The sequence below is a fragment of the Pseudomonas sp. WHRI 8519 genome (assembly GCF_040224055.2).
Classification (GTDB): Bacteria; Pseudomonadota; Gammaproteobacteria; order Pseudomonadales; family Pseudomonadaceae; genus Aquipseudomonas; species Aquipseudomonas putida_X.
Map to the genome: position 1 here is coordinate 3,294,292 of NZ_CP167996.1, position 21,476 is coordinate 3,315,767.

The 21,476-nt window shown below is 54.3% G+C and carries 18 protein-coding genes and 1 pseudogene; 11 read left to right on the forward strand and 8 right to left on the reverse strand.

Going from position 1 to position 21,476, the window contains the following annotated elements; translation table 11 throughout:
* Positions 1-157 precede the first annotated feature (157 nt).
* Positions 158-562 (forward strand): DUF2946 family protein, encoded by a 405-nt coding sequence (locus tag ABRP30_RS15045; RefSeq protein ID WP_349975868.1) that lies wholly within the window; start codon positions 158-160, stop codon positions 560-562.
* A gap of 76 nt (positions 563-638) precedes the next feature.
* Positions 639-2,699: a TonB-dependent receptor gene (locus ABRP30_RS15050; protein WP_349975867.1), complete on the forward strand. Its 2,061-nt coding sequence runs from the start codon at positions 639-641 to the stop codon at positions 2,697-2,699.
* A 138-nt stretch (positions 2,700-2,837) separates the two neighbouring features.
* Here ABRP30_RS15050 and ABRP30_RS15055 read toward each other — a convergent pair whose 3' ends face one another.
* Positions 2,838-3,632 (reverse strand): methyl-accepting chemotaxis protein, encoded by a 795-nt coding sequence (locus ABRP30_RS15055; protein ID WP_372490493.1) that lies wholly within the window; start codon positions 3,630-3,632, stop codon positions 2,838-2,840.
* Positions 3,633-3,743: 111 nt separating this feature from the next.
* A pseudogene (locus ABRP30_RS15060) lies at positions 3,744-4,715 on the reverse strand (cache domain-containing protein); the annotation flags it as partial.
* A gap of 958 nt (positions 4,716-5,673) precedes the next feature.
* Between ABRP30_RS15060 and ABRP30_RS15065 the strand changes: the two are divergent.
* On the forward strand, positions 5,674-5,790 hold the full coding sequence (locus ABRP30_RS15065) for a hypothetical protein (protein WP_372490494.1): 117 nt from the start codon (positions 5,674-5,676) through the stop codon (positions 5,788-5,790).
* A 588-nt stretch (positions 5,791-6,378) separates the two neighbouring features.
* Here ABRP30_RS15065 and ABRP30_RS15070 read toward each other — a convergent pair.
* The gene (locus tag ABRP30_RS15070) at positions 6,379-7,563 is read right to left on the reverse strand and encodes an amino acid aminotransferase (RefSeq protein WP_349975865.1); all 1,185 of its coding nucleotides are present in this window, start codon (positions 7,561-7,563) and stop codon (positions 6,379-6,381) included.
* A 178-nt stretch (positions 7,564-7,741) separates the two neighbouring features.
* On the opposite strand from ABRP30_RS15070, the gene ABRP30_RS15075 reads away from it, so the two are divergent.
* The gene (locus ABRP30_RS15075) at positions 7,742-8,167 is read left to right on the forward strand and encodes a MarR family transcriptional regulator (protein ID WP_349975864.1); all 426 of its coding nucleotides are present in this window, start codon (positions 7,742-7,744) and stop codon (positions 8,165-8,167) included.
* A gap of 47 nt (positions 8,168-8,214) precedes the next feature.
* Here the strand turns inward: ABRP30_RS15075 and ABRP30_RS15080 are convergent, their stop codons facing one another.
* The 5 genes from ABRP30_RS15080 to hpaR form a co-directional block, all read right to left on the reverse strand.
* The gene (locus ABRP30_RS15080; RefSeq protein WP_349975863.1) at positions 8,215-9,477 is read right to left on the reverse strand and encodes an OprD family outer membrane porin; all 1,263 of its coding nucleotides are present in this window, start codon (positions 9,475-9,477) and stop codon (positions 8,215-8,217) included.
* A 58-nt stretch (positions 9,478-9,535) separates the two neighbouring features.
* Positions 9,536-10,957, reverse strand: a complete 1,422-nt coding sequence (locus ABRP30_RS15085) for an MFS transporter (protein WP_349975862.1) — start codon at positions 10,955-10,957, stop codon at positions 9,536-9,538.
* 167 nt (positions 10,958-11,124) lie between these two features.
* Entirely contained in the window at positions 11,125-12,450 is a 1,326-nt protein-coding gene (locus tag ABRP30_RS15090; protein ID WP_349975861.1) for an MFS transporter, read from the reverse strand.
* Between the two features lie 341 nt (positions 12,451-12,791).
* A complete protein-coding gene (locus ABRP30_RS15095; RefSeq protein WP_349975860.1) occupies positions 12,792-14,099 on the reverse strand; it encodes an MFS transporter in 1,308 nt (435 codons plus the stop codon).
* A gap of 653 nt (positions 14,100-14,752) precedes the next feature.
* Positions 14,753-15,175, reverse strand: a complete 423-nt coding sequence (gene hpaR / locus ABRP30_RS15100; RefSeq protein WP_349975859.1) for a homoprotocatechuate degradation operon regulator HpaR — start codon at positions 15,173-15,175, stop codon at positions 14,753-14,755.
* A gap of 265 nt (positions 15,176-15,440) precedes the next feature.
* On the opposite strand from hpaR, the gene ABRP30_RS15105 reads away from it, so the two are divergent.
* The 7 genes from ABRP30_RS15105 (at position 15,441) to hpaI (ending at position 21,459) form a co-directional block, all read left to right on the forward strand.
* Positions 15,441-16,112 carry a fumarylacetoacetate hydrolase family protein gene (locus tag ABRP30_RS15105; protein ID WP_349975858.1) on the forward strand — a complete coding sequence of 224 codons (672 nt, stop codon included), beginning with the start codon at positions 15,441-15,443 and terminating at the stop codon, positions 16,110-16,112.
* Positions 16,109-16,876, forward strand: coding sequence for a fumarylacetoacetate hydrolase family protein (locus ABRP30_RS15110; RefSeq protein WP_349975857.1), 768 nt, complete (start codon positions 16,109-16,111; stop codon positions 16,874-16,876). The genes ABRP30_RS15105 and ABRP30_RS15110 overlap by 4 nt, the downstream gene beginning before the upstream one ends.
* Positions 16,877-16,878: 2 nt before the next feature.
* Positions 16,879-18,339 (forward strand): 5-carboxymethyl-2-hydroxymuconate semialdehyde dehydrogenase, encoded by a 1,461-nt coding sequence (gene hpaE / locus ABRP30_RS15115; protein ID WP_349975856.1) that lies wholly within the window; start codon positions 16,879-16,881, stop codon positions 18,337-18,339.
* Positions 18,340-18,432: 93 nt separating this feature from the next.
* The gene (gene hpaD / locus ABRP30_RS15120; protein ID WP_349975855.1) at positions 18,433-19,356 is read left to right on the forward strand and encodes a 3,4-dihydroxyphenylacetate 2,3-dioxygenase; all 924 of its coding nucleotides are present in this window, start codon (positions 18,433-18,435) and stop codon (positions 19,354-19,356) included.
* Positions 19,357-19,418: 62 nt separating this feature from the next.
* Positions 19,419-19,823, forward strand: coding sequence for a 5-carboxymethyl-2-hydroxymuconate isomerase (locus ABRP30_RS15125; RefSeq protein ID WP_349975854.1), 405 nt, complete (start codon positions 19,419-19,421; stop codon positions 19,821-19,823).
* A gap of 18 nt (positions 19,824-19,841) precedes the next feature.
* Positions 19,842-20,645, forward strand: a complete 804-nt coding sequence (gene hpaH, locus ABRP30_RS15130) for a 2-oxo-hept-4-ene-1,7-dioate hydratase (protein WP_349975853.1) — start codon at positions 19,842-19,844, stop codon at positions 20,643-20,645.
* Positions 20,646-20,655: 10 nt separating this feature from the next.
* The gene (gene hpaI, locus ABRP30_RS15135) at positions 20,656-21,459 is read left to right on the forward strand and encodes a 4-hydroxy-2-oxoheptanedioate aldolase (RefSeq protein WP_349975852.1); all 804 of its coding nucleotides are present in this window, start codon (positions 20,656-20,658) and stop codon (positions 21,457-21,459) included.
* Positions 21,460-21,476: the final 17 nt, after the last annotated feature.

A 21,476-nucleotide genomic window follows, 5' to 3' on the forward strand; every position in this document is an offset into this window, starting at 1 on the left:
CGGCGACTCTAGCATCGAACCCATCGGGTTAGAAGCGCGGGAAGCGGCATGCATGCTGGACTGCCAAAGTGCGTCTGCGGCAAAATAGCGCGACCTGGAACTTTTACAGACCGCTTCAGATGCGGCTTAATGCGCAACTTACTTCATGGGGCGGTCCATGCTGTCACGCGTTCGCACTCACCTCTGGCTGCTCGCCTGCTTTGCAGTGGTGTTCAACCTGCTGGCGATGCCGCTCGACCGCTCCTTGCGCGCCCCGGCTGTCGACGAGTCACTGATTCTCGGTAGTTTCTGCAGCTTGCACGGCGTGCAGAGCTTGCCCAAATCGCTGCTTGCACAACTCAAACTGAATCAGCCCGAGCTGGCCGACCATGCTAACAGCAAGCTGCAAGCCGGTGATTGTTGCTGCGGCCACGCCGGCCAAGCATTGTTGGCCGGCGACTACTTCAAGCACTTGTTCCCACGTTTCTGGCCCGCCGAGTTGCTGCTCGGCCATGCCCCCGCCTTGCCGCTACCGCGTGAGCAGTGGCCCAACCTGAATCCTCGCGCCTCTCCCTTGGCCTGAACTGTCGACAACCTCTCGGTCCCGCGCATGACGCGCGTGCTGACCGTGCCCGACTTTTTTGCCAGGAAGCTTGTCCATGTCTGCGTTCCGTAGCGCCGCACGTGCTGCATTACCCGTGTTTGCCATCACCTGTGTTTCGACCTTGAGCCCTCTGTCCCGGGCAGTAGCCGAGACGCTACCCAGCGAAAACTCCACCTTGACCCTCGGCGCCGTCACCGTCAGCGGTGCCAGTACCGGCCCCTTGGCCACCAGCAGCGTGCTCAGCTCGGTCGACATTCTCGGTGGCGATATCCTTGAGAAGATGCCCGTTACCTACACCTGGGAACTGTTCAGCCGCGCGCCCGGCGTGGTGCTCACCGAATTCAACCAGGGCACCACGTCCGGCAAACTGTCGTTCCGCGGCTTCAACGGCGAAGGCGAAGTCAATGCGGTGAAGCTGTTGATCGACGGCATCCCCAGCAACACCAACGACGGCAACATGCCCTTCATCGACTCGGTGTTTCCCATGGACATCGACAGCATCGAGGTGGTGCGCGGTACCAGCGACCCGCGCTACGGCCTGAACAACATCGCCGGCAACGTCAATATCAACACGCGTACCGGCGGCAACTACAACAAGGCCCGCCTGCGCTACGGCAGCTTCAATACCCGTGAAGTGCAGTTGGCAAAAGGTATCGAGACCAGCAACTGGACACAGAACTACTTCTTTGCCCGCCAGCAGGTCGATGGCTACCGTGACCATGCCGATACCGAGCGCTACAGCTTCGGCGGCAAGTGGCTCTACACCCCCGACGATGGTAGCTACCGTCTTGGCCTGATTGCCCGCCACTACGAGTCAGAAGCCCAGGAGGTGGGCTACCTGACCGAGGATGACGCCCGCCATCATCCGCGCATGACCAACGACTACAACGCCACTGACAAGGGCACGCGGCGGATGAACCAGGTCAGCGTGCATTTCGACACCGACCTGACCGACACCTTGTCGTGGTCGGCCAAGACCTACCTCAATACCTTCGACGATCGTCGCTGGACGCAATACTGGCGTACCAGCGCGCAGCAGGAACGCGATACCTACGAGGATCAGTACGGCGCCATCACCTCGCTGACCTGGCGGCCAGAGGTGGACTGGTTGCATGCCTTCGCCCTGGAGGGCGGAAACGATGTGCAGAAGCAGCAAAACCGCAGCGAGCGCTATCGCACCGTCAGTCGCGTGCGCCAAGCGCAGACCCGCGATCAGGACTTCGATTTCAACACCGTCGGGGCCTACGTACAGGCCGAAATCGAGCCGTTCGAATCATTGAAAATCGTCCCGGCCTACCGCGTCGACAAGATCAGCGGTGATTTCACCAACAAGATGACTGGGCGGGAGTCGGACATCAACGACTATGGGCTGATCAAGCAGCCCAAGCTCAGCATCGTTTACTCGCCGTGGAAGTTCGCCAGCGTCTACGCCAACTGGGGGCGGACCTTCCAGGTCGGTACCGGCGCGGCGGCCTACAAGGTACCGCCACGCAATGAAGACCTGGAACCGTCGATCAACGAAGGTTGGGAAACCGGTGTGAAGTTCACGCCGGCCAGCTGGATCGATGGCCGTGTCGCCTATTGGCGCCAGGACGCCACCGGTGAAGTCAGTCGTCGCCTGAACGACGCGAGTGGCGAGTCTGACAACGTCGGCGAAACACGTCGCTGGGGATACGACCTGCAGGTCAACCTGCACCCTGACGAGCGTACCGAGGTGTGGATGTCGTACTCCTGGCAGTACTCGAAGATCCTGGAGCCCAGCAGTGCGCTACCTGGCAGCAAGGGCAAGGAAATCGACCACGTGCCCCACCACCTGTGGAATATCGGCATCAGTTACCAGGCCACCCCGGCGCTGCAACTGACAGCCTGGGCGAACGGGCAGACCAACTACTATCTGGAACGCGAGAACACGCAGGGCACCTACGGCGGCTACGTGCTGATGAACCTCGGCGCGACCTACAAGCTCAGCGAGACGATGAGCGTGGACCTGCAGCTGAAAAACCTTACCAACCGTTATTACGAGTATGTCTGGTATGACCCGGATGGGGCGGATGCCTCACTGCACTCGCCAGGTGATGGCCGTGCGGTGTATGCCGGACTGACCTTCGATTTTTGAAGGAGACAGGCTTTCGGTTTTCACTGAAATGAACTGTGTTTGGATCGGCCGAGGCTCCCGGTGGGAGCCTCGTCTGCGGTCAGACCGAATCCACTCAAGGGAGTGAGCATGCGGCGACGTATAGCTGCCCGAAAGTGATCAGACACGGAAACTGCGAACAAGATGCTTTAGACGGCTGGCTTGATGCTCAAGCTCAGAGCAGGCGCGCAGTGTAGATTGGAGGTTCTCGACGCCCTCCTGGTTGAGCGTATTGAGCTCAATAATGTCCATGTTGATCGATTCGACAACGGCGGTCTGCTCCTCGGTTGCTGTTGCGACCGATTGGTTCATACCGTCAATTTCACTAATTCGATGGGTCACACTGCCAAGGCGCTCGCCCACATCGTTGACAATCTCGACGCTATCCTGGCTGTGGCGTTGGCTCTGGCCCATGGTATTGACGGACGCGCGTGCACCAACTTGCAACTCCTCAATCATCTTCTGCACCTGTTGAGCGGAATCCTGAGTACGATGAGCCAGATTGCGCACTTCATCGGCAACCACGGCGAACCCGCGACCGGCATCTCCGGCGCGTGCTGCTTCGATTGCTGCGTTGAGTGCGAGCAGATTAGTTTGCTGCGAGATACTGGTGATAACTTCCAGAATCTGACCAATGTTCACCGTTTTGCTATTGAGCGCTTCGATATTCAAGCTGGAGTTGCAGATTAGGTTCGACAATTGGTTCATGGCAGCGATGCTGCGGGCAACTACCTGCTGACCCTCTTCGGCCAAGCATCTCGCAGCACTTGTTTGTTGTGAGGCTTGGGCGGCGTTGTGCGCGATCTCTTGCGCAGTTGCGCCCAGTTGATTGATCGCAGCCGCCATACTATTGGTGCGATTAGATTGCTCGTCAGATTTTACAATTGAAGAGCTCGAAGCGCTCACCACTCTCATAGCAACTTCCGTTACATGCTCTGTAACCGATGATACTTCACGAATCGAGGTATGGATACGCGATACGAATCGGTTGAACGCATTACCCAATGCACCGAATTCGTCTTGGCTATAAATGGTAAGGCGTTTTGTCAGATCACCTTCACCTTCGGCAATGCCCTCCATAGCGTAGATCATTGCATGTAGTGGCTTTAGCAAAATACGGATCAATAGGCCGAGCAAGGCGATGATGATAGCAACAGCAATCAAGGTAGCAATCACCGCTGACGCACGGAATTTGCTCAGCATTGAATACGCCTTGTCCTTGTCGACGGATAGACCGATGTACCAGTTAGCTGAGGGCAGGCCTCTAACTGGTGTGAAGGTCAGCAGGCGAGTCTGGCCATTGAGCTGAACCTCACTTAATTCCTTACTTAGACGCGGAGAGTGTCCCGGGAATAGATCTGATAGGTTCTTCATCACCAGATTCTTGTCTGGGTGCACCAAGATCTTGCCTTGGTCGTTCACCAAGAAAGCATAACCCATGCCACCAAAGTTCAGCGAATTTATGATTTCACTCAACCCGTTAAGAGACAAATCGGCGCCTACTACACCGATATTGCGTTCAGCGACGGCTACGACAGAAATTACCATCTCGCCGGTGCTGAGTTTGTACGGCTCAGTTAGGATGGGCCTATTGGCAGCCATACCATCCTTATACCAATTACGAACGCGTGGATCATAGCCCTCAGGCATCTTGGTTTGAGGGCTTATAATAAAACCACCGTTGACGTCACCTAGATAAACGTTTAGAAATCTTGAGACAAGGGCGTGTTGGCTCAAGAGAATGCCAAAGTTTTCAGCACCCGAAAACGCGGCAATGTTTTGAGCAACGTTTTGGACGAGTTGGATACGGCTTTCAAGTTGATTTTTTATGTTTATTGAAGTACTATCACCCATTTCAGAAAGGTAGCGCTCAAGATCCTCACGCATCGAATTCCGCTGAAGGAAATCGCTGTACAAAGTGAAAATTGAAAATGCGAGCACGACGATCAGAGAGGCTGCCAACAGAATTTTATGGTTAAAGCCAATATTTTTTTTCATACTTTTCAGCCTGCTAATATTTTATTGTTCAGCCCCACCACCTGAAAAAGCTCTAGGCGATTCCGATCTGCTGCCTGTCCACCTGCCGGAATGCCCCCACTAGAAGAGAAGTCCTGCCAACCGAGAGAATGGCAAAACTCCGCAAAGCCTCAAGCCTCTTCTTCATACTCACCCCTGGAACTTCCGAAATCATGTGAGTGCAAAACCAAATACTCACAAATCAGAATTTAAACTAAATGTGTCAAACGCGTCGATAGCTGCAAGCCGGCTATCGCCCACAAAAAATGTATTATGCCTACGCCCAACCACTCGCTATCACAATGAGTTTCAAAACACAGCCCATATACTTGGAAAAGCAAAAATCATTATCCGCACAACGTCATCGAACAACTGAACTACTTTTTTTGTGCCGTTTTTAATTATGTAACCAGCTCCGAATCAATCTCGTTTGCCTAACGCTCGGCCTGCTTTCTACCTGCTCGAACCTGGTGTAATCCTTGGTATTACATATCACATTCCCTCTCCTCTCGGCGCTCTCTCACCAATATATAGCTCTGGCAACCACCAATATATAGCTCTGGCAACCACCAATATATAGCTCTGGCAACGTTGATACTTCTCCAAACGCTGCCACCAGCCCGGACCCACCAAAATATCTCCACGGTAGGGAGTCAAAGGGGATCGAAGCCTTTTAGACTCTTCACCATTGGAAACCACACAAGAAATCTACCGCACTAGCGTCAACTTAATCTCAGGATTTTTCAGTACAGCCAACCAACAAAGCATAAAAAACACTAGAAATCTGAATATACTAATAAATAAACCAGAAACAAAATTGTCATGCCCCAAATCACTTTTAATCGGATCACAATTGCTCTAGTCCTGGCCATTAAAAGTTCAGCGCGGCACACAGAAAGCGGCTTCGATAAACGTCAAAGCAAACATCGCGATCGTCGACATTAGCGGTAACGTGACCCATATGGTTCATATGGACAATGTTCCTCTGCAGAGTCGAGAAATCGCGTTAAACACGGCTAGCATTGCTGCAGGGTTTGGCATCTCTACTAGCGAGTAAAAAAACGTCTTCATCTATGTTTATCAGCACTCCAACAAGGATTAGCACTGCAAACTGGCATGGCTCTTCTTAGAGGCAAGGAGCCGTTAATCGTGGATGGGGAAGTGGAAGTAATCGGTGCAATTGTAGCTTTCGGAGTATCCGAAGCCATGGACATCGAGTGCGCGCTGGCGGTGATTGAGCATATAAGGACCTACTGTCTGAGTGAGGCGAGCCCCACAAGAGATCGGCGCGCCTTTGAATTACCTAAGGCATTCTGCGAGCACCTGCGCTCCGTGCCGTGAAGCGATTTTGCTAGTAAATTAGTATAAGCACGCCGATCTCACACAATCTATCTGTAGACACGTACGCCCATTCATACAAATCAGCGTCAATTGTCAAATTGCATCCAGACTTAATACCCCACCGAACATAACGATAAATGGAGAACAAACCATGCTTTCAGGCCACGTTCTAAACACCCAAGAATACGGGATAAATAGCAGGAATTCATACTGACCCAGAGGCATAGATAGCAAATCTATGCCTCCCGAGTGAAACCAGCCCTTCCACTTCTAAAGCAGTACAACTCAATAGTCAGCTTGAGGCTCAAGGAACTAAAGCTTTGGCCAAAGCGCTGACGAGATATGGGATGTTATCCTTATTCAACCCTGCCAGATTTACACGCCCTGAAGGCGCCATATAGATACTTAATTCATCCCTCAGCATATTAACCTGGGTTACTGAGAGTGGCAGCAGAGCAAACATGCCCTTCTGACTCCCAAGGGTCGCCAAATCGATCTGCCCAACTTTTCCGTGACTGGCAAGCTGTTGACGCATGCTGTTGATACGCTGGGTAGACTCCACGAGCTCCGAGACCCACAGTTTCTTGAATGCAGGATCAGTCAGAATAGCGGTAACAACGGCCGCGCCGTGATTAGGCGGAGTAGAATAAACAGTTCGGGCAAGGTATTGAATATGTGATTTTATCGCTGACGAAGACTGTCCGTCTTTGCCGACAACAAACAGTGCCCCAATACGCTCACGATAGAGCCCAAAATTTTTGGAACACGAGAAGGCAATCATGGTTTCTGGAACGCGAGACAGAACTAACTGTAACGCTTTTACATCCTGTTCCAGGTTGTGACCCAAGCCTATGTAAGCAGAGTCAATGAGAGGCAGCATGCCTTTAGCCGCGATGAGGTCAGCGACTTCCGCCCACTGATCAATATTCAAGTCCGCGCCCGTCGGATTATGACAGCAGGCGTGCAGGAGCACGACATCCCCAGCGCGCCCGGACTGCAGGGCCTTAATCATACCGTCGAAATTGATCTTCTGGTGCTCTGCATCATAGTACTCGTAGGTCTTGATTTCCAACCCTGCTGCAGAAAACAGAGGCAGATGATTCGGCCAGGTTGGAGTTCCAACCCATATCGCGGCTTGATGGTTGCACGTCACTGCCAGCTTAGCTGCCAATTGCAAAGCACCCGTTCCACCCACAGTCTGACAACCAACGACGCGGCCCGACATAGGGCTGGCTTCACCGAATACCAGCGGCGCGACAGCATCCAAAAAGGCACTATTACCGTCCGACCCGTAATAGGTCTTGGAGCTTTCGGCTTCCAAGATCCGAGCTTCCGCCAATTTTACAGCCGCCATCACCGGTGTTTTTCCGTGATCATCCTTGTAGACGCCTACACCCAAATCGATTTTCTGGGGGTTTGGGTCGGCGGCGAACAGTTTGATCAAGCCGAGAACGGAGTCGCTTGGCAATTCTTTAAGCACTTCGAGCATGCGAAATCCTCCTGCAGGGTTAGATTTATTTGCGCTGAATAGGAGTAGACAACTACACGCACGATGCATAGCGACGAGAGGAAAAATGATCTTCATTTCCAATAGACGCTATGCGATCATAATACGTCATCATTGTTAGCCAGGCTAACTATACATCCCTACGAAAGGAGATAAAAGCTTGAATGCTGAGCATTTGACACTTGTCGATGAAATGCGCAAACGACTTCTGGTCATCAGCCAAATTATGCGTCGAGATACACAATCCCTTCCTATAACTACAACACAAGGTGCCGTACTCAGTCTGCTACAAGTCGCTCCGATGACTGTTAGCGAACTGGCGACGGCGGAGGGAATAAGAACACCGACCATGAGCCAGATTCTCACACGGATGGAAGAGGCGGGCTGGATAGAACGCCCGCAAGGCACGGGTAAAGGCAAGGTAATTTGCCTCAGCACTTCAGGCAAACTTCTTTGCGAAGAAGTTAAAACCAGGCGCAACCAAACCCTTAATGAGCGCTTCAAGTCATTGAGCGCTGAGGATATTGATAAAATCAAATCCACATTGGCACTACTGGACAAATTGATGGGCGCACCCAGGTGTTGATCTATGCTACTGCGTGGCGCCGCTGAGCGGCGCCCGGCAGAGAACCTTTAAAAAATATTGATTGGATACTCTAAATAGACACGAACTTCATTGGCACTGACGTTATAAGCCGCTGCGTTACGAGAGACACGAACGATCGAGCTACGCACCTTGAAGCTCAGGTCTTTCAAACCGCCATCCTGTACAACATACCTAATTTGGTTGAATAGCTCACTCTCATCGCCGTCGCCTTGAGGAGTATAGATGTTCTCCCCTTTCACATAAGCAAAGCGATAGGACAGCCCCGGCATGCCGACCGCTGCGAAGTCATACCCATAGCCAATCTGCCAGGACACTTCATCTTCAGCATTGAAGTCTGAGAAAAAGGAGTTCGCCAGGAGGAATGTCGAGCCACCATCACCCGGACGGCCCAGGCTTTGATTACCACCGTATGGGTATCCAACGCTACCGCTACTTTTTTGGTAGGCGAGAACAAAAGAATGACCTTCAATTTTGTAAGTAGCAGACAAGCTCCAGATATTATTTTCATCACCACGCCCAAGGCGAGCGGAAAACTCATTATCAAGAGCTGTGTGATACCCCCGCAGATCCATGGTTAAAGAAGAGCTTTTGCTCAAGGGCTGCGTGTACAAAAGTGCGCCGTATGTCTTTTCGAAAAAGTCTTTATCCCAGGAACGGTATGCTGTTGCCTGGAAATTTTTTGAAAATGAGTACGTGCCACCCACAAGATCAATTTGATTCAGCCCTGCACTATCATGCCCCTCTGCCCCTTTTCGTACTTCAGACGTAAAGTGTGCCGCATTTAGATCGAGCCCTGCAATCTCTTTGGAACTCACCGACACTCCAGTGTAAGTTTCTGGCAGCAAGCGTGAATTCGAATAATTGAGCACAGGGTATTCAGGCATCTGATCACCATACTTGATGATCGTTTTTGAAACCTTCACATTGATAGCCGCACCGCCACGCGCCAGATCATCAGCCGGATTACCGGAACTATCTTGTTTGAACATATCGATAGAACTACTACCTGTCCGACCACCACCGCCATCCAGGCGAACAGCGTACATACCGAAAACATCTGCCGACACCCCAATTAACCCCGGGGTATAGCCGGAAGTAAATTTTGCGATTGCCGCCTGACCCCACTCGCGGCGATCCTGCACACCGTGCTTGAAGTCCCGATCAAAAACTGCATTTCTCAACAAAACGCTGAGTTTACTGTCATCGATTACAGCCCCTAAGTTGTCGGCGCCAAATACTGTCCCCGAACCTAGCATTAGCAGAAACGCACAACCCTTAAAGCTCTTCATAAAAGTTGACCTCTAGATTATTTTTTCTCAACTTAAAGCGATTACAGCACTCCCTAACTCACCACTTTCTCAGCAGCAGTAACCATGTCGTTACTCCAGCACAGGCAAGAACCGCAGCCGAGAAGATCATTGCATGCGCCAGTCCTTCCGAAAAAAATTCAGATTCCGCGACCGCCCCCCGCCCGTATACGAATAGCCCGAGCAATGAAATACCAAGAGTGCTACCAACCTGGCGACAGGTTGTATGGACTCCGGAAGCCAAACCACTAAGTTGGGGCAGCACACTGGAAACCGCACCATTACTTGTTGATACGCTCAACAATCCAAACCCGCACCCTGTTAGAGCAAGGAAAACCTCTACTAACACTTGAGACCTTAGATTCGTAGCAACCGCCAAAAGCAACATCGCTCCTGCCGCACAGAAAGCTCCGACGATAAAACCGTTAAAAGCCCCCACTCGAGCCATAACCCTACCCCCTACCGACGCAGAAACGCTCATCATGAGGGTCATGGGAATAAAGGCAGCTCCGACCGTGACGGAGCCATAACCAAATTCTTTGTAGAAATAAATTGAATAGAAAAAAAGTACGCCAAACAATGACATAAAGAAAGCAGCGCCACCGACGTTTGCCATGACAAATTTTCGGTTGTACCAAATACTTAATGGCATCAACACCTGCTGACCGCGGCTTGTTTTCAAGTGCTCAACCACAAGAAATGCAATCAACCCCAGCCCCGCCACTAAGAACGCACAGCAGACAAGCATCGAATCCCAACCGAGCCTGCTAGACTCATTAAGACCAAACACCAAACAAGACAGCCACACTATACTTATCAGTGTACCTGACACATCCAAAGAGTATCTCTCAGCTGGTAGGCCATGTTGATGTATCGACAATGTCTTCCAACAAGAAACCAACGCACATACACAGAGCACCACTGACAGTAAAAAGCCCGCGCGCCAACTTACCAGTTTTACAGCCACACCTCCCACAAGAGGACCGATTATCAGACCAATGCTAGCCACACCAGACCATACGCCGATCGCACTTGATCGACGCTTCATGTCGGTGTACTCATTTACCAAGATCGCCAACGTCTGAGGAATATAAATCCCCACTCCAACAGCCTGAATCATTCGTCCAATCAACAGCCACATAAGCTCACTCGCCGACGTGCAAATTAACGCACCAGCAAGGAAGATCACCAGGCCAGCCAGCATTGCCCAACGACGACCAAATCGCCGCCCAAGCGCAGAACCAGGCATTAAGGAAGTCGCAAGCCCCAGCATATATACAGTAGCAACCCACTGCATGTCAGTCGGACTCGCCAATATATCTTTGCCGATATCTGGCAACAGCACACCAATCATTGACGCATTGAACATCGCTAGCATCAGCGCGACGCACATTGTCATCAGGACGGTTATTGAACCGCTATCAGAGGCAATTCCCTTAAACCTAGGGGTCGCGTAGCTCACTGTAATACTCGCTTAATTCTTAATTTAGTCGCACGGGCATACATGCGCATCAAATCAATAGCACGCAACAATACAGATACAGCGCTCACAACTACAGGATTGACGATACGTGTCTTGTATGCAGCCAGGATGGGGGGGGGCCCCACCCTCTCAACCAACGATCAAATTCAGACCGTATTACCCTCAAGGCTAGGTTGAATTTTCTCGGAACTTACCACTTTAGGCTTTGTTACCAATATTGCCACGGCAGCTGCTGCAAAGAAGACTACGCAATAGTGGGCGGGCGCAAACGGACTATTAGTCCACTGCTGAATCAGAGTAACAAAGAAGAGCGAGAAGCCACCAAACACCGTAGCCGCAAGATTGTAGGAAATTGAAAGCCCGATCCCTCGAACTTCTACTGGGAACAACTCCGACAGGTAAGTTGGGCTAGGCGCATAGACCGCCGCAATCAAAACGGCAAACCAACACTCGACCAAAACTAGGGAGTAGAAGCTCGGATTGTCAATGATATACCCGTACGCTGGGTAGATGGTGAAGGTAAACAACGCCAGACCAACAACCAAAACCTTGTTTCGCCCAATTCGATCACTGAGCATACCAAACATCGGTATCAGAGCCATTCGTAGCAGGACTGCAATCAGGAGGGCTTTAAACGCCTCGCTTTGATTCAGACCGAGTGTTTGCTTAGCATACAGTGGCAGGTAGGTGATGATGACATACGACATGACGTTGACCGCTGCACTGACGATGGTGCCAGCCGTCAATTGAGCAGGGTAGGTAGTAAACACTTTGCTGAGCGGAACCTTGACGCCCTGCACCTTCTTAAATTCTTCAGGCTCATCGAGATGACGGCGGATATACAAACCGACCGGCCCAATGAGCAATCCGACCAAGAATGGCAGACGCCATGCCCAACTATCAATGGATTCCTGCGAAAATACTTCGAAGAGCATCACACCTACTATGGTCGACAGAAGAGCGCCAGATGCTTGCGCAAACATCTGCCAGCTCCCATAGAAATTCCGCTTATGTGCAGGAGCGCATTCAATAAGATACGAAGTAGCGCTGCCGAACTCACCGCCTGCAGAGAAGCCCTGGATCAGGCGTGCAACTGCGATAAGGACCGCCGCCCAAATTCCAGCCTGCTGATAGGTGGGTGCAAAAGCAATCATTGCGGTCGAAATAAACATCAGCAGAATTACAACGTTCAGTGCACTCTTGCGCCCGTGACGGTCTGCGTACAGGCCGAGCATGATCGCGCCCAGCGGCCTGGCCACGAATCCAATCCCGACACTTAGTGTCGCAAGTAGAAGAGCCGCCGACGGATCATCGGTAGGAAAGAACAATCTACTGATTGTAGCTGCCAGGAAACCGTACACAATGAAATCGTACCATTCCAAGGCGTTACCGATTGTAGCCGCAAGGATAACTCGCCAAGGCTTCAAGCCAGTCGCTGTGTTCATTTTATTCTCCGGATCGCGATTGTTCATTGGCTAGCTTATTATTATTAGTTAGCCTACCTACTTATAAATGAGTGTCAAATCCTTTTGAACACTTCACCTTTGGATACTTCCCTTTTCGTTGCACCCTTACAGTGCCGGTCAGATTAAAAAATCTTGCCCAGGTCACTTTGCCGGCAATTTGCATACCAGGACTTCATTTAACAGCCGACCCCACACATTGCAGTGGAGGAAAATATAAAAACCATCTTGTGCAAGTAAAAAAAGCACCTACATAACTCAAGAAGCGTGAAAACTTGAACAATGCAGATGCAAAGAGACCACCGGTGATGCGACCCAATAATGGGACGTGCAAAAATTTCAAGACGGTATCAGTTATGCACCCCGTCTTTATCTTCAGGGGTCGCCAGCACAAGCAACGCACCTAGCGCAATCAGAGCCCCCAGTACGTACAAGGCAAGTGAAGAGCTTTGAGTGGTATCACGTACCCAACCGATCATGGAGGGCGCCAAGAAGGATGCAATACTTCCGAAGCTACTGATCAAACCCAAGCCACCCGCCAAAACTGCCGGCGCAATGAAGGTTGGTGGCAGCTGCCAAAACATGGATAGCGCTGCACTCGAGCCCATACCCAGGAAGATCAACGCAATCATTACCACCCATGTGTTTGCTGGGAACGCACCCGCCACTACCAGCCCGATCGCTGCCATAACCAAAGAGATAAAAAGGTGCCATCTGCGTTCGTCATTGAGGTCGGAGGATCGCCCCATGTACACCATGAATGCTGCGCCAAAGATATAGGGGACTGCGGAAAGTAACCCAACTACACCGTCGTTACCGATTCCAGTACCATGAATAAAAGTCGGCAGCCAGAAAGCCGTAGTATTGACGGACAAGCGGACCGCAAAATAGATACATACCAGTAGCCAGACGTTCTTATTGCTAATGATTTCTCTGAAGGTGCTAGCTTTCGGGCCTTCTTGAGGCTGACTGACAGCCCTTACTGCATAAGCCTTCTCTTCGTCGCTGAGCCACTTAACGCTGGTCAGCGTGTCGGGCAGAAATCTCCACACAACAAGGCCGAGCAGCACAACAGGCACACCTTCAAACAGGAACATCCACTGCCAGCCATGGAGACCGAGGACATGATGGAATCCTACGATTATGCCTCCGGAGAGTGGGCCACCTAGAATGCCTGCAATCGGAACCGCGAGCGCAAACAAGGCGATGATGCGACCGCGATAATGCTTCGGGAAGCAACAGTTTATGTAATAAAGAATTCCAGGAAAGAAGCCCGCCTCGGCCGCTCCAAGGCAGAACCGGAGGAAGTAAAATTCCTGCGGGGTAGTTACGAGGAACATCGCTGTCGACATCGCGCCCCAGGCGCACATCAGAAAGGCGATCCATCTGCGGGGGCCAAACCTCACCAATGCCAGGTTGCTGGGAACACTGAACAATGCGTACGAAACGAACAGCAGGCCAGCACCGAAGCCATATACGGTTTCGCTGAAGGCCAAATCAGCGCTCATCTGGCTCTTGGCAAAGCCAATGTTAATCCGATCCAAGTGAGCAAACAGATAGCAGACAATCAGCAAAGGCATCAGGCGCAAGGACACCTTACGCCAGACGCTATCGACCTCTTCATACAAAGACTGACTTGAAGCAGAGAATTGGCTCATATTTTTGTTCTTCTTTTATAGGCTGTATCACGAGCAATTGCAGATGCTCACCAGTGATCACCTTCTGCCCCAAGCTGGAGGAACCTGCAAAGACAGTGTCGAATCAGCGCGTCACGCCGCAAACGTAACGTAGCGCGGGCCCTGCCGTCGTCAGCGGATCAAACGCCAGGGGCTGGCGGCGTCGATGACCACCGTTCACGGACATGCCAATTCGGAAGCGGAACCAAGAGCTGCCTCTTTTCCTGGCATCAACTGCGCTGATGCTCGGATCATGCCTATAGCGTTTCGTTGTCATTATCGCGCCCTCGCCACATGGTTAACATGTTAACCTAGTAAACGTGATTTCATTCACGCACGCAAGCGAATCAGGATAGAAAAATCTCTTCAGTTGTCGGCTAAACGAGATAAAAGCCTTAAAACATAGAGCTTTCAGGGGGTTAGCACTCGAGCGCATGGAGATAGCTTGGAAGGGACCAGCCAATAAACATTGTGAACATGTTTACTAAGCTAGCTAAGCATAGCCCCGCTGGCGAAGAGAGGGGGCGAGCACACCCACCCCGCCTTCGCGGAACCAAGGGTGTGCTGGATAGGTGATATGAGCGAAAAGTTGCGCCCGAGGGAGAGCCCAGGCGGAAAAAAGGGGGGGGGGGTGATCAAGGAGATATGGCTTTTAGCTCATCCAAAAGCTTCAGGAGTTGACCTAGCTTTTCCTCCCCAAACTGCTCAACCAAACGACGGTAATTCTGCTCCATGTCGCCTGACATTTCGACGAAGCGCTGCTGCCCTTGCTCAGTTAGACCTACCAATACGCGCCGCTGATCTCCAACCAATCGCCACCGGCGCACAAGCCCGTCTCGCTCCAAGCGGGTAAGAACACCCGACATGCTGGGCTTGAGGATGCAAGTCAGCTTGGCTAGCTGATGACCTTCCAGCTCCCCTCGCTGACGGAGAATTCGAATAATCCTCCACTGCTGCTCTGTGAGATCACGCGCATTCAGCGAGGGACGGAAAAAAGCCATGGCAGCTTCCCTCCCCTGGAGCAGGGAGAGGGTTAACGAAGGTCTTGGGCTCGACATAATGTATTCAAGTGAACTAAATGTTCAGCAGCTTAGGTAGGTCCTACCCCCCACGCAAGCCCTCTCATTGCCGCACCCGCGCCGACAATTAGCAATCAATGCCCCGCGCACCAGGGTGTGCCACCCCCTAGCGACCTTCGCCCGATCCAGGTTGGGGACGATTTCGAGCCGCTTGACCATTGTTAACATCTTAACTATAAAGGAAACATGTTTACTATATTGGTCGTTACCGTCATGTGCGATCAAACCCACCAGGAGACACTTGATGCCCCCTATTCCGCACGCTAGAGCGAACGGAACCCTCTTCGGGATCGCGCTGAACTACAAAGGTCTGCTTGATCAACAGCTAGCTGACTTCCACGAGCTGCCCTATAAGCAGCCTCCCCAAAAGCCGGTCCTGTTCATCAAGACGCCTAACACTCGCAATGAGCACAGGGCGGCGGTTGTTCGCCCGACCGGAGAGCGCCTCCAGCCTGGCCCCGCTCTCGGGGTTGTCATTGGCAAACGCGCAAGCCGAGTAAGCGAAGGCGATGCCCTGAGTCACGTTGCCGGATACGTGATCGTTAATGAGTTCAGCCTGCCGGAAGACAGTTACTACCGACCAGCGGTGAAAGCCAAATGCCGGGACGGCTTCTGCTCTCTCGGCGAACAAATCATCCCAGCCGACGAGGTTGCTGCTCCACAAGACCTCACCATCAGGCTCTACGTAAACGGCGTGGTTGTTCAGGAAAACACCACCGCTAACCAGGTGCGCTCCGTTGCCCGCTTGATTGCCGAGCTGAGCGAGTTCATGACTCTCGATGAGGGTGACGTATTGATCACCGGCACCCCGGAAGGCCGCGTCGACGTTCAGCCAGGAGACCTGGTGGAGGTTGAAATCACTGGCCTTGGTCGCCTGAGCAACACCGTAGTAGCTGAACAGGGGAAATCCGCATGAAACATGCTCGCGTTCAACTCAACGGGCAGAGCTACAGCGTCGAAGTGATCGATGGCAATCGCGTGCGCTTCGACAATGGCCAGGTGCTCGGCGAGCATGAAGTCACCTGGCTTCCTCCAGCCAATGGCAATATGTTCGCGCTAGGTTTGAACTATGCCGACCATGCACGCGAACTGGCCTTCACTCCGCCAACCGAGCCGCTCGCATTTATCAAATCGCCAGGCACTTACACGGGCCACAACCAGGTCACCTGGCGCCCGGATAACGTCGAGTACATGCACTACGAGTGCGAACTCGTTGCCGTAATCGGCAAGCCGGCGAAGAACGTTAAACGCGAAGATGCTCTTCAGTATCTGGCTGGGTACACAGTCTGTAACGACTACGCGATCCGGGACTACCTGGAAAACTATTACCGCCCAAACCTGCGAGTAAAAAACCGCGACGCCACCACTCCGGTAGGCCCGTGGATCGTCGACGCTGCCGACGTTCCAGATCCGTCCAACCTCAAGCTGCGCACCTGGATCAACGGTGAGCTGAAACAGGAAGGCACAACCGCGGACATGATCTTCGACATCCCCTACCTGATCGAATACTTCTCAAGCTTCATGACTCTGCAGCCGGGCGACATGATCGCCACCGGCACCCCAGAGGGCTTGGCCGACGTGGTACCAGGCGATGAAGTGGTCGTTGAAGTGGAAGGCGTCGGTCGCCTGGTCAACCGTATCGTCAGCGAAGCTGACTTCTTCAAGAACAACAAGGCGTGAACATGATCAAGCACTGGATCCACGGCCGTGAGGTCGAGAGCAAAGACACCTTCATCAACTACAACCCAGCTACCGGCGAGGCCATTGGCGAAGTCGCTAGCGGCGGTGCAGAAGAAGTGGCACAAGCCGTTGCCGCAGCCAAGGACGCGTTCCCGAAATGGGCCAACACGCCTGCCAAGGAACGCGCCCGCCTGATGCGCAAGCTGGGCGAGCTGATCGACCAGAACGTGCCGAAACTGGCCGAACTGGAAACCCTCGACACCGGCCTGCCGATCCACCAGACCAAGAACGTGTTGATCCCCCGTGCCTCGCACAACTTCGACTTCTTCGCCGAAGTGTGCACCCGCATGGACGGCCACACCTACCCGGTCGATGACCAGATGCTCAACTACACCCTGTACCAGCCAGTGGGTGTATGTGGCCTGGTGTCGCCGTGGAACGTGCCGTTCATGACCGCCACCTGGAAGACTGCACCGTGCCTGGCACTAGGCAACACCGCGGTCCTGAAGATGAGCGAACTGTCGCCGCTGACCGCCAACGAACTGGGCCGCCTGGCCGTCGAAGCCGGCATCCCTAACGGTGTGTTGAACGTGATCCAAGGTTACGGCGCAACCGCCGGTGACGCCTTGGTCCGCCACCCAGACGTGCGGGCCATTTCCTTCACTGGCGGCACCGCCACCGGTCGCAAGATCATGCAGACTGCGGGCCTGAAAAAATACTCAATGGAGCTGGGCGGTAAATCGCCTGTGGTGATCTTCGAGGACGCAGACCTCGACCGTGCCCTGGATGCCGCGCTGTTCACCATATTCTCGCTTAACGGTGAGCGCTGCACCGCCGGTAGCCGCATCTTTATCCAGGAAAGCGTCTACGCGCAGTTCGTCGAAACCTTCGCCGCCCGTGCCAAACGCCTGATCGTTGGCGATCCGACCGCCCCAAAAACCCAAATCGGCTCGATGATCACCCAAGCGCATTACGACAAGGTTACCGGTTACATCAAGATTGGCATGGAAGAAGGCGCTCGCCTGGTCGCCGGCGGCCTGGAGCGCCCAGCCAACCTGCCGGCGCACCTGGCCAAAGGACATTTCATCCAGCCAACCGTGTTCGCCGACGTAAACAACAAGATGCGCATCGCCCAGGAAGAAATCTTCGGCCCTGTGGTGTGCCTGATCCCGTTCAAGGACGAAGCCGAGGCACTGCTACTGGCCAACGACACCGAATATGGCCTGGCCTCGTACATCTGGACCCAGGACATCGGCAAGGCTCATCGCCTGGCTCGTGGCATCGAGGCCGGCATGGTGTTCATCAACAGCCAGAACGTACGCGACCTGCGCCAGCCATTCGGCGGTGTGAAAGGCTCCGGCACCGGGCGCGAAGGTGGCCAATACAGCTTCGAGGTCTTCGCAGAGATCAAGAACGTGTGTATTTCAATGGGTAGCCACCACATCCCTCGCTGGGGGGTGTAACCCTTGTTCCACCGGGGTGCAGCGTGGGTCGTTCTGACGGATAGCTCGCGCTGCCCCCCCCCCGGTGACCTCACAACAATAAGGAGTTTCATCATGGGCAAGCTGGCACTCGCCGCCAAGATCACTCATGTTCCCTCCATGTACATGTCCGAGCTGCCAGGGCCGCGCCACGGCTTTCGCCAGGCAGCCATCGACGGGCATTACGAAATCAGCCGCCGCTGCCGTGAGCTGGGCGTGGACACCATTGTCGTATTCGACACCCACTGGCTGGTCAATGCCAACTACCACGTGTTGTGCGGGCCGCATTTCGAAGGCGTGTACACCAGCAACGAACTGCCGCACTTCATCAGCAACATGCCATACGCCTTCCCTGGCAACACCGAACTGGGAAAGCTGCTGGCCGATGAATGCAACCGCTTCAACGTCGAGACCATGGCCCACCACGCCACCACCCTCGGCCCGGAGTACGGCACCCTGGTACCGATGCGCTACATGAACCAGGACCAGCACTTCAAGGTGATTTCGGTCTCGGCGCTGTGCACCTCGCATTACCTCGCCGACAGCGCACGCTTGGGATGGGCCATGCGCAAGGCGGTGGAAGACCACTACGACGGCACCGTGGCATTTCTGGCCAGCGGTTCGCTGTCGCACCGCTTTGCCCAAAACGGCCAGGCGCCGGACTTCGCCACCAAAGTGTGGAGCCCCTTCCTGGAAACCCTCGACCACCGTGTGGTGCAAATGTGGGAAGACGGTGAGTGGGAGGCGTTCTGCGGGATGCTTCCGGAATACGCCGCCAAAGGCCACGGCGAAGGTTTCATGCACGACACGGCGATGCTGATGGGTGCGCTGGGTTGGTCCAAGTACGATGGCAAGGCCGAAGTGGTAACGCCTTACTTTGGCTCTTCGGGCACTGGCCAGATCAACGCGGTCTTCCCGGTTACCCCCCAGGACGGCACGGCCATCCCGGCAGCGCAGGCCGCCAACCCCGCCAACGTAGTGTCCACCAGCCGCCTGTAACCCACCTGTTCGGACCTGGCCGTCCCGGCGATGGCCAGCCGTTCCTCGCCGAGGATGCCCCTATGCCACACCTAGTTCTGCTCTATACCCCAGACCTCGAAAAAGAGGCCGACATTCCCGGCCTGTGCCGCGCCCTGGCCGACACCATGCTTGAACAACGCGATGCCGAAGGCAAAGCGGTATTCCCCACGGGCGGCACCCGCGTGCTGGCCTACCCTGCGGCGCACTGCGCAGTGGCGGATGGCAAGGGCGAATACGGGTTCTTGTACGCCAACCTGCGCATGGCGACGGGCCGTAGCGAGTACGTGCACAAAACCGTCGGCGATAACCTGCTGGCAGTGCTCAAATCCCGCCTGGACCCGCTGCTGCAGCAACGCCCGATCGGCATCACCCTGCAAATAGACCAAAGCACCGCCCAGGTCTACGACGCCAAACACAGCACCCTGCACCCGCTGTTCAACCGCTAGTTCGAGAGACTTTTCCCCATGCTAGACAACGCAATCATCCAGCAAGCAGCCGACCGCCTCGACCAAGCCGAACGCAGCCGCGAGCAGGTCCGCCAGTTCTCGCGGGAACACCCCTCAATCACCATCGAAGACGCCTACGCCATCCAACGCGCCTGGGTCGCCAAGAAGATCGCCAGCGGCCGCAAACTGGTGGGCCACAAGATCGGCCTGACCTCGAGGGCCATGCAGGTGTCGTCGAACATCACCGAGCCCGACTACGGCGCCCTGCTCGACGACATGCTGTTCGATGAAGGCACCGACATCCCCTTCGAGCGCTTTATCGTGCCGCGCGTCGAAGTGGAGCTGGCGTTCATTCTGGGTAAGCCACTGAAAGGCCCTAACGTGACTGTATTCGACGTGCTCGACGCCACCGAGTGGGTGATCCCTGCACTGGAAATCATCGACGCTCGCATCCAGCAGGTCGACCCGCACACCCAGGCCACGCGCAAGGTGTTCGACACCATTTCCGACAACGCCGCCAACGCCGGCGTGGTGATGGGTGGGCGCGCCGTTCGCCCCAACGACATCGACCTGCGTAAGGTGCCAGCAGTGCTGTACCGCAATGGCGTGATCGAGGAGTCCGGGGTCAGCGCCGCCGTGCTCAACCACCCCGCCAAGGGCGTCGCCTGGCTGGCCAAGAAGCTGGCCGCGTACGACGTCACCCTTCAGCCGGGCCAGATCGTCCTCGGCGGCTCCTTCACCCGCCCGGTCGCCGCGCGCCCCGGCGATACCTTCCACGTCGACTACGACATGCTCGGCTCCATCGCCTGCCGCTTTGTCTGAGGACCTGCCCATGGACATGCCTATCAATCACTTCAAGCAACGCCTGCGCAGCGGTGAGCCGCAGATTGGCCTGTGGCTTGGCTTGGCCAATGCCTACTGCGCCGAGCTGGCCGCCAATGCCGGCTTCGACTGGCTGCTGATAGACGGCGAACACGCGCCCAACGACCTGCGCGGCATGCTCGCACAGCTACAGGCGGTAGCGGCCTATCCCAGCCAGCCGGTAATCCGCCCGGTCATTGGCGATACCGCGCTGATCAAGCAACTGTTGGACATCGGCGTGCAGACGTTGCTGGTGCCGATGGTTGAAAACGCTGAACAAGCGCGGCAACTGGTAAAGGCGGTGCACTACCCTCCCCAGGGCGTACGGGGGGTCGGCAGCGCGCTGGCGCGGGCTTCGCGCTGGAACACTATCCCCGGCTACCTTGACCACGCCGACGAGCAGATGTGCCTGCTGGTGCAGATCGAGAACAAGGAAGGCTTGGCTAACCTGGACAAGATCGTCGCAGTCGACGGGGTGGATGGCGTGTTCGTCGGCCCGGCAGACCTGAGTGCTGCGATGGGCCACCGCGGTAACCCCGGCCACCCCGAGGTACAAGCAGCAATCGAAGATGCAATCGTTCGAATCAGCAAGGCTGGGAAAGCCGCTGGCATTCTCAGTGCAGATGAAAAACTTGCTCGTCGATATCTTGAGCTTGGCGCCAAATTCGTCGCGGTAGGTGTTGACACTACTGTCTTTATGCGCGGACTGCAGACGCTCGCGGCACGCTTCAAGGACACTCAGCTTCCAAATCAGAATGGCGGCAGCGTGTACTAACCCACCCCGGCTCCAGC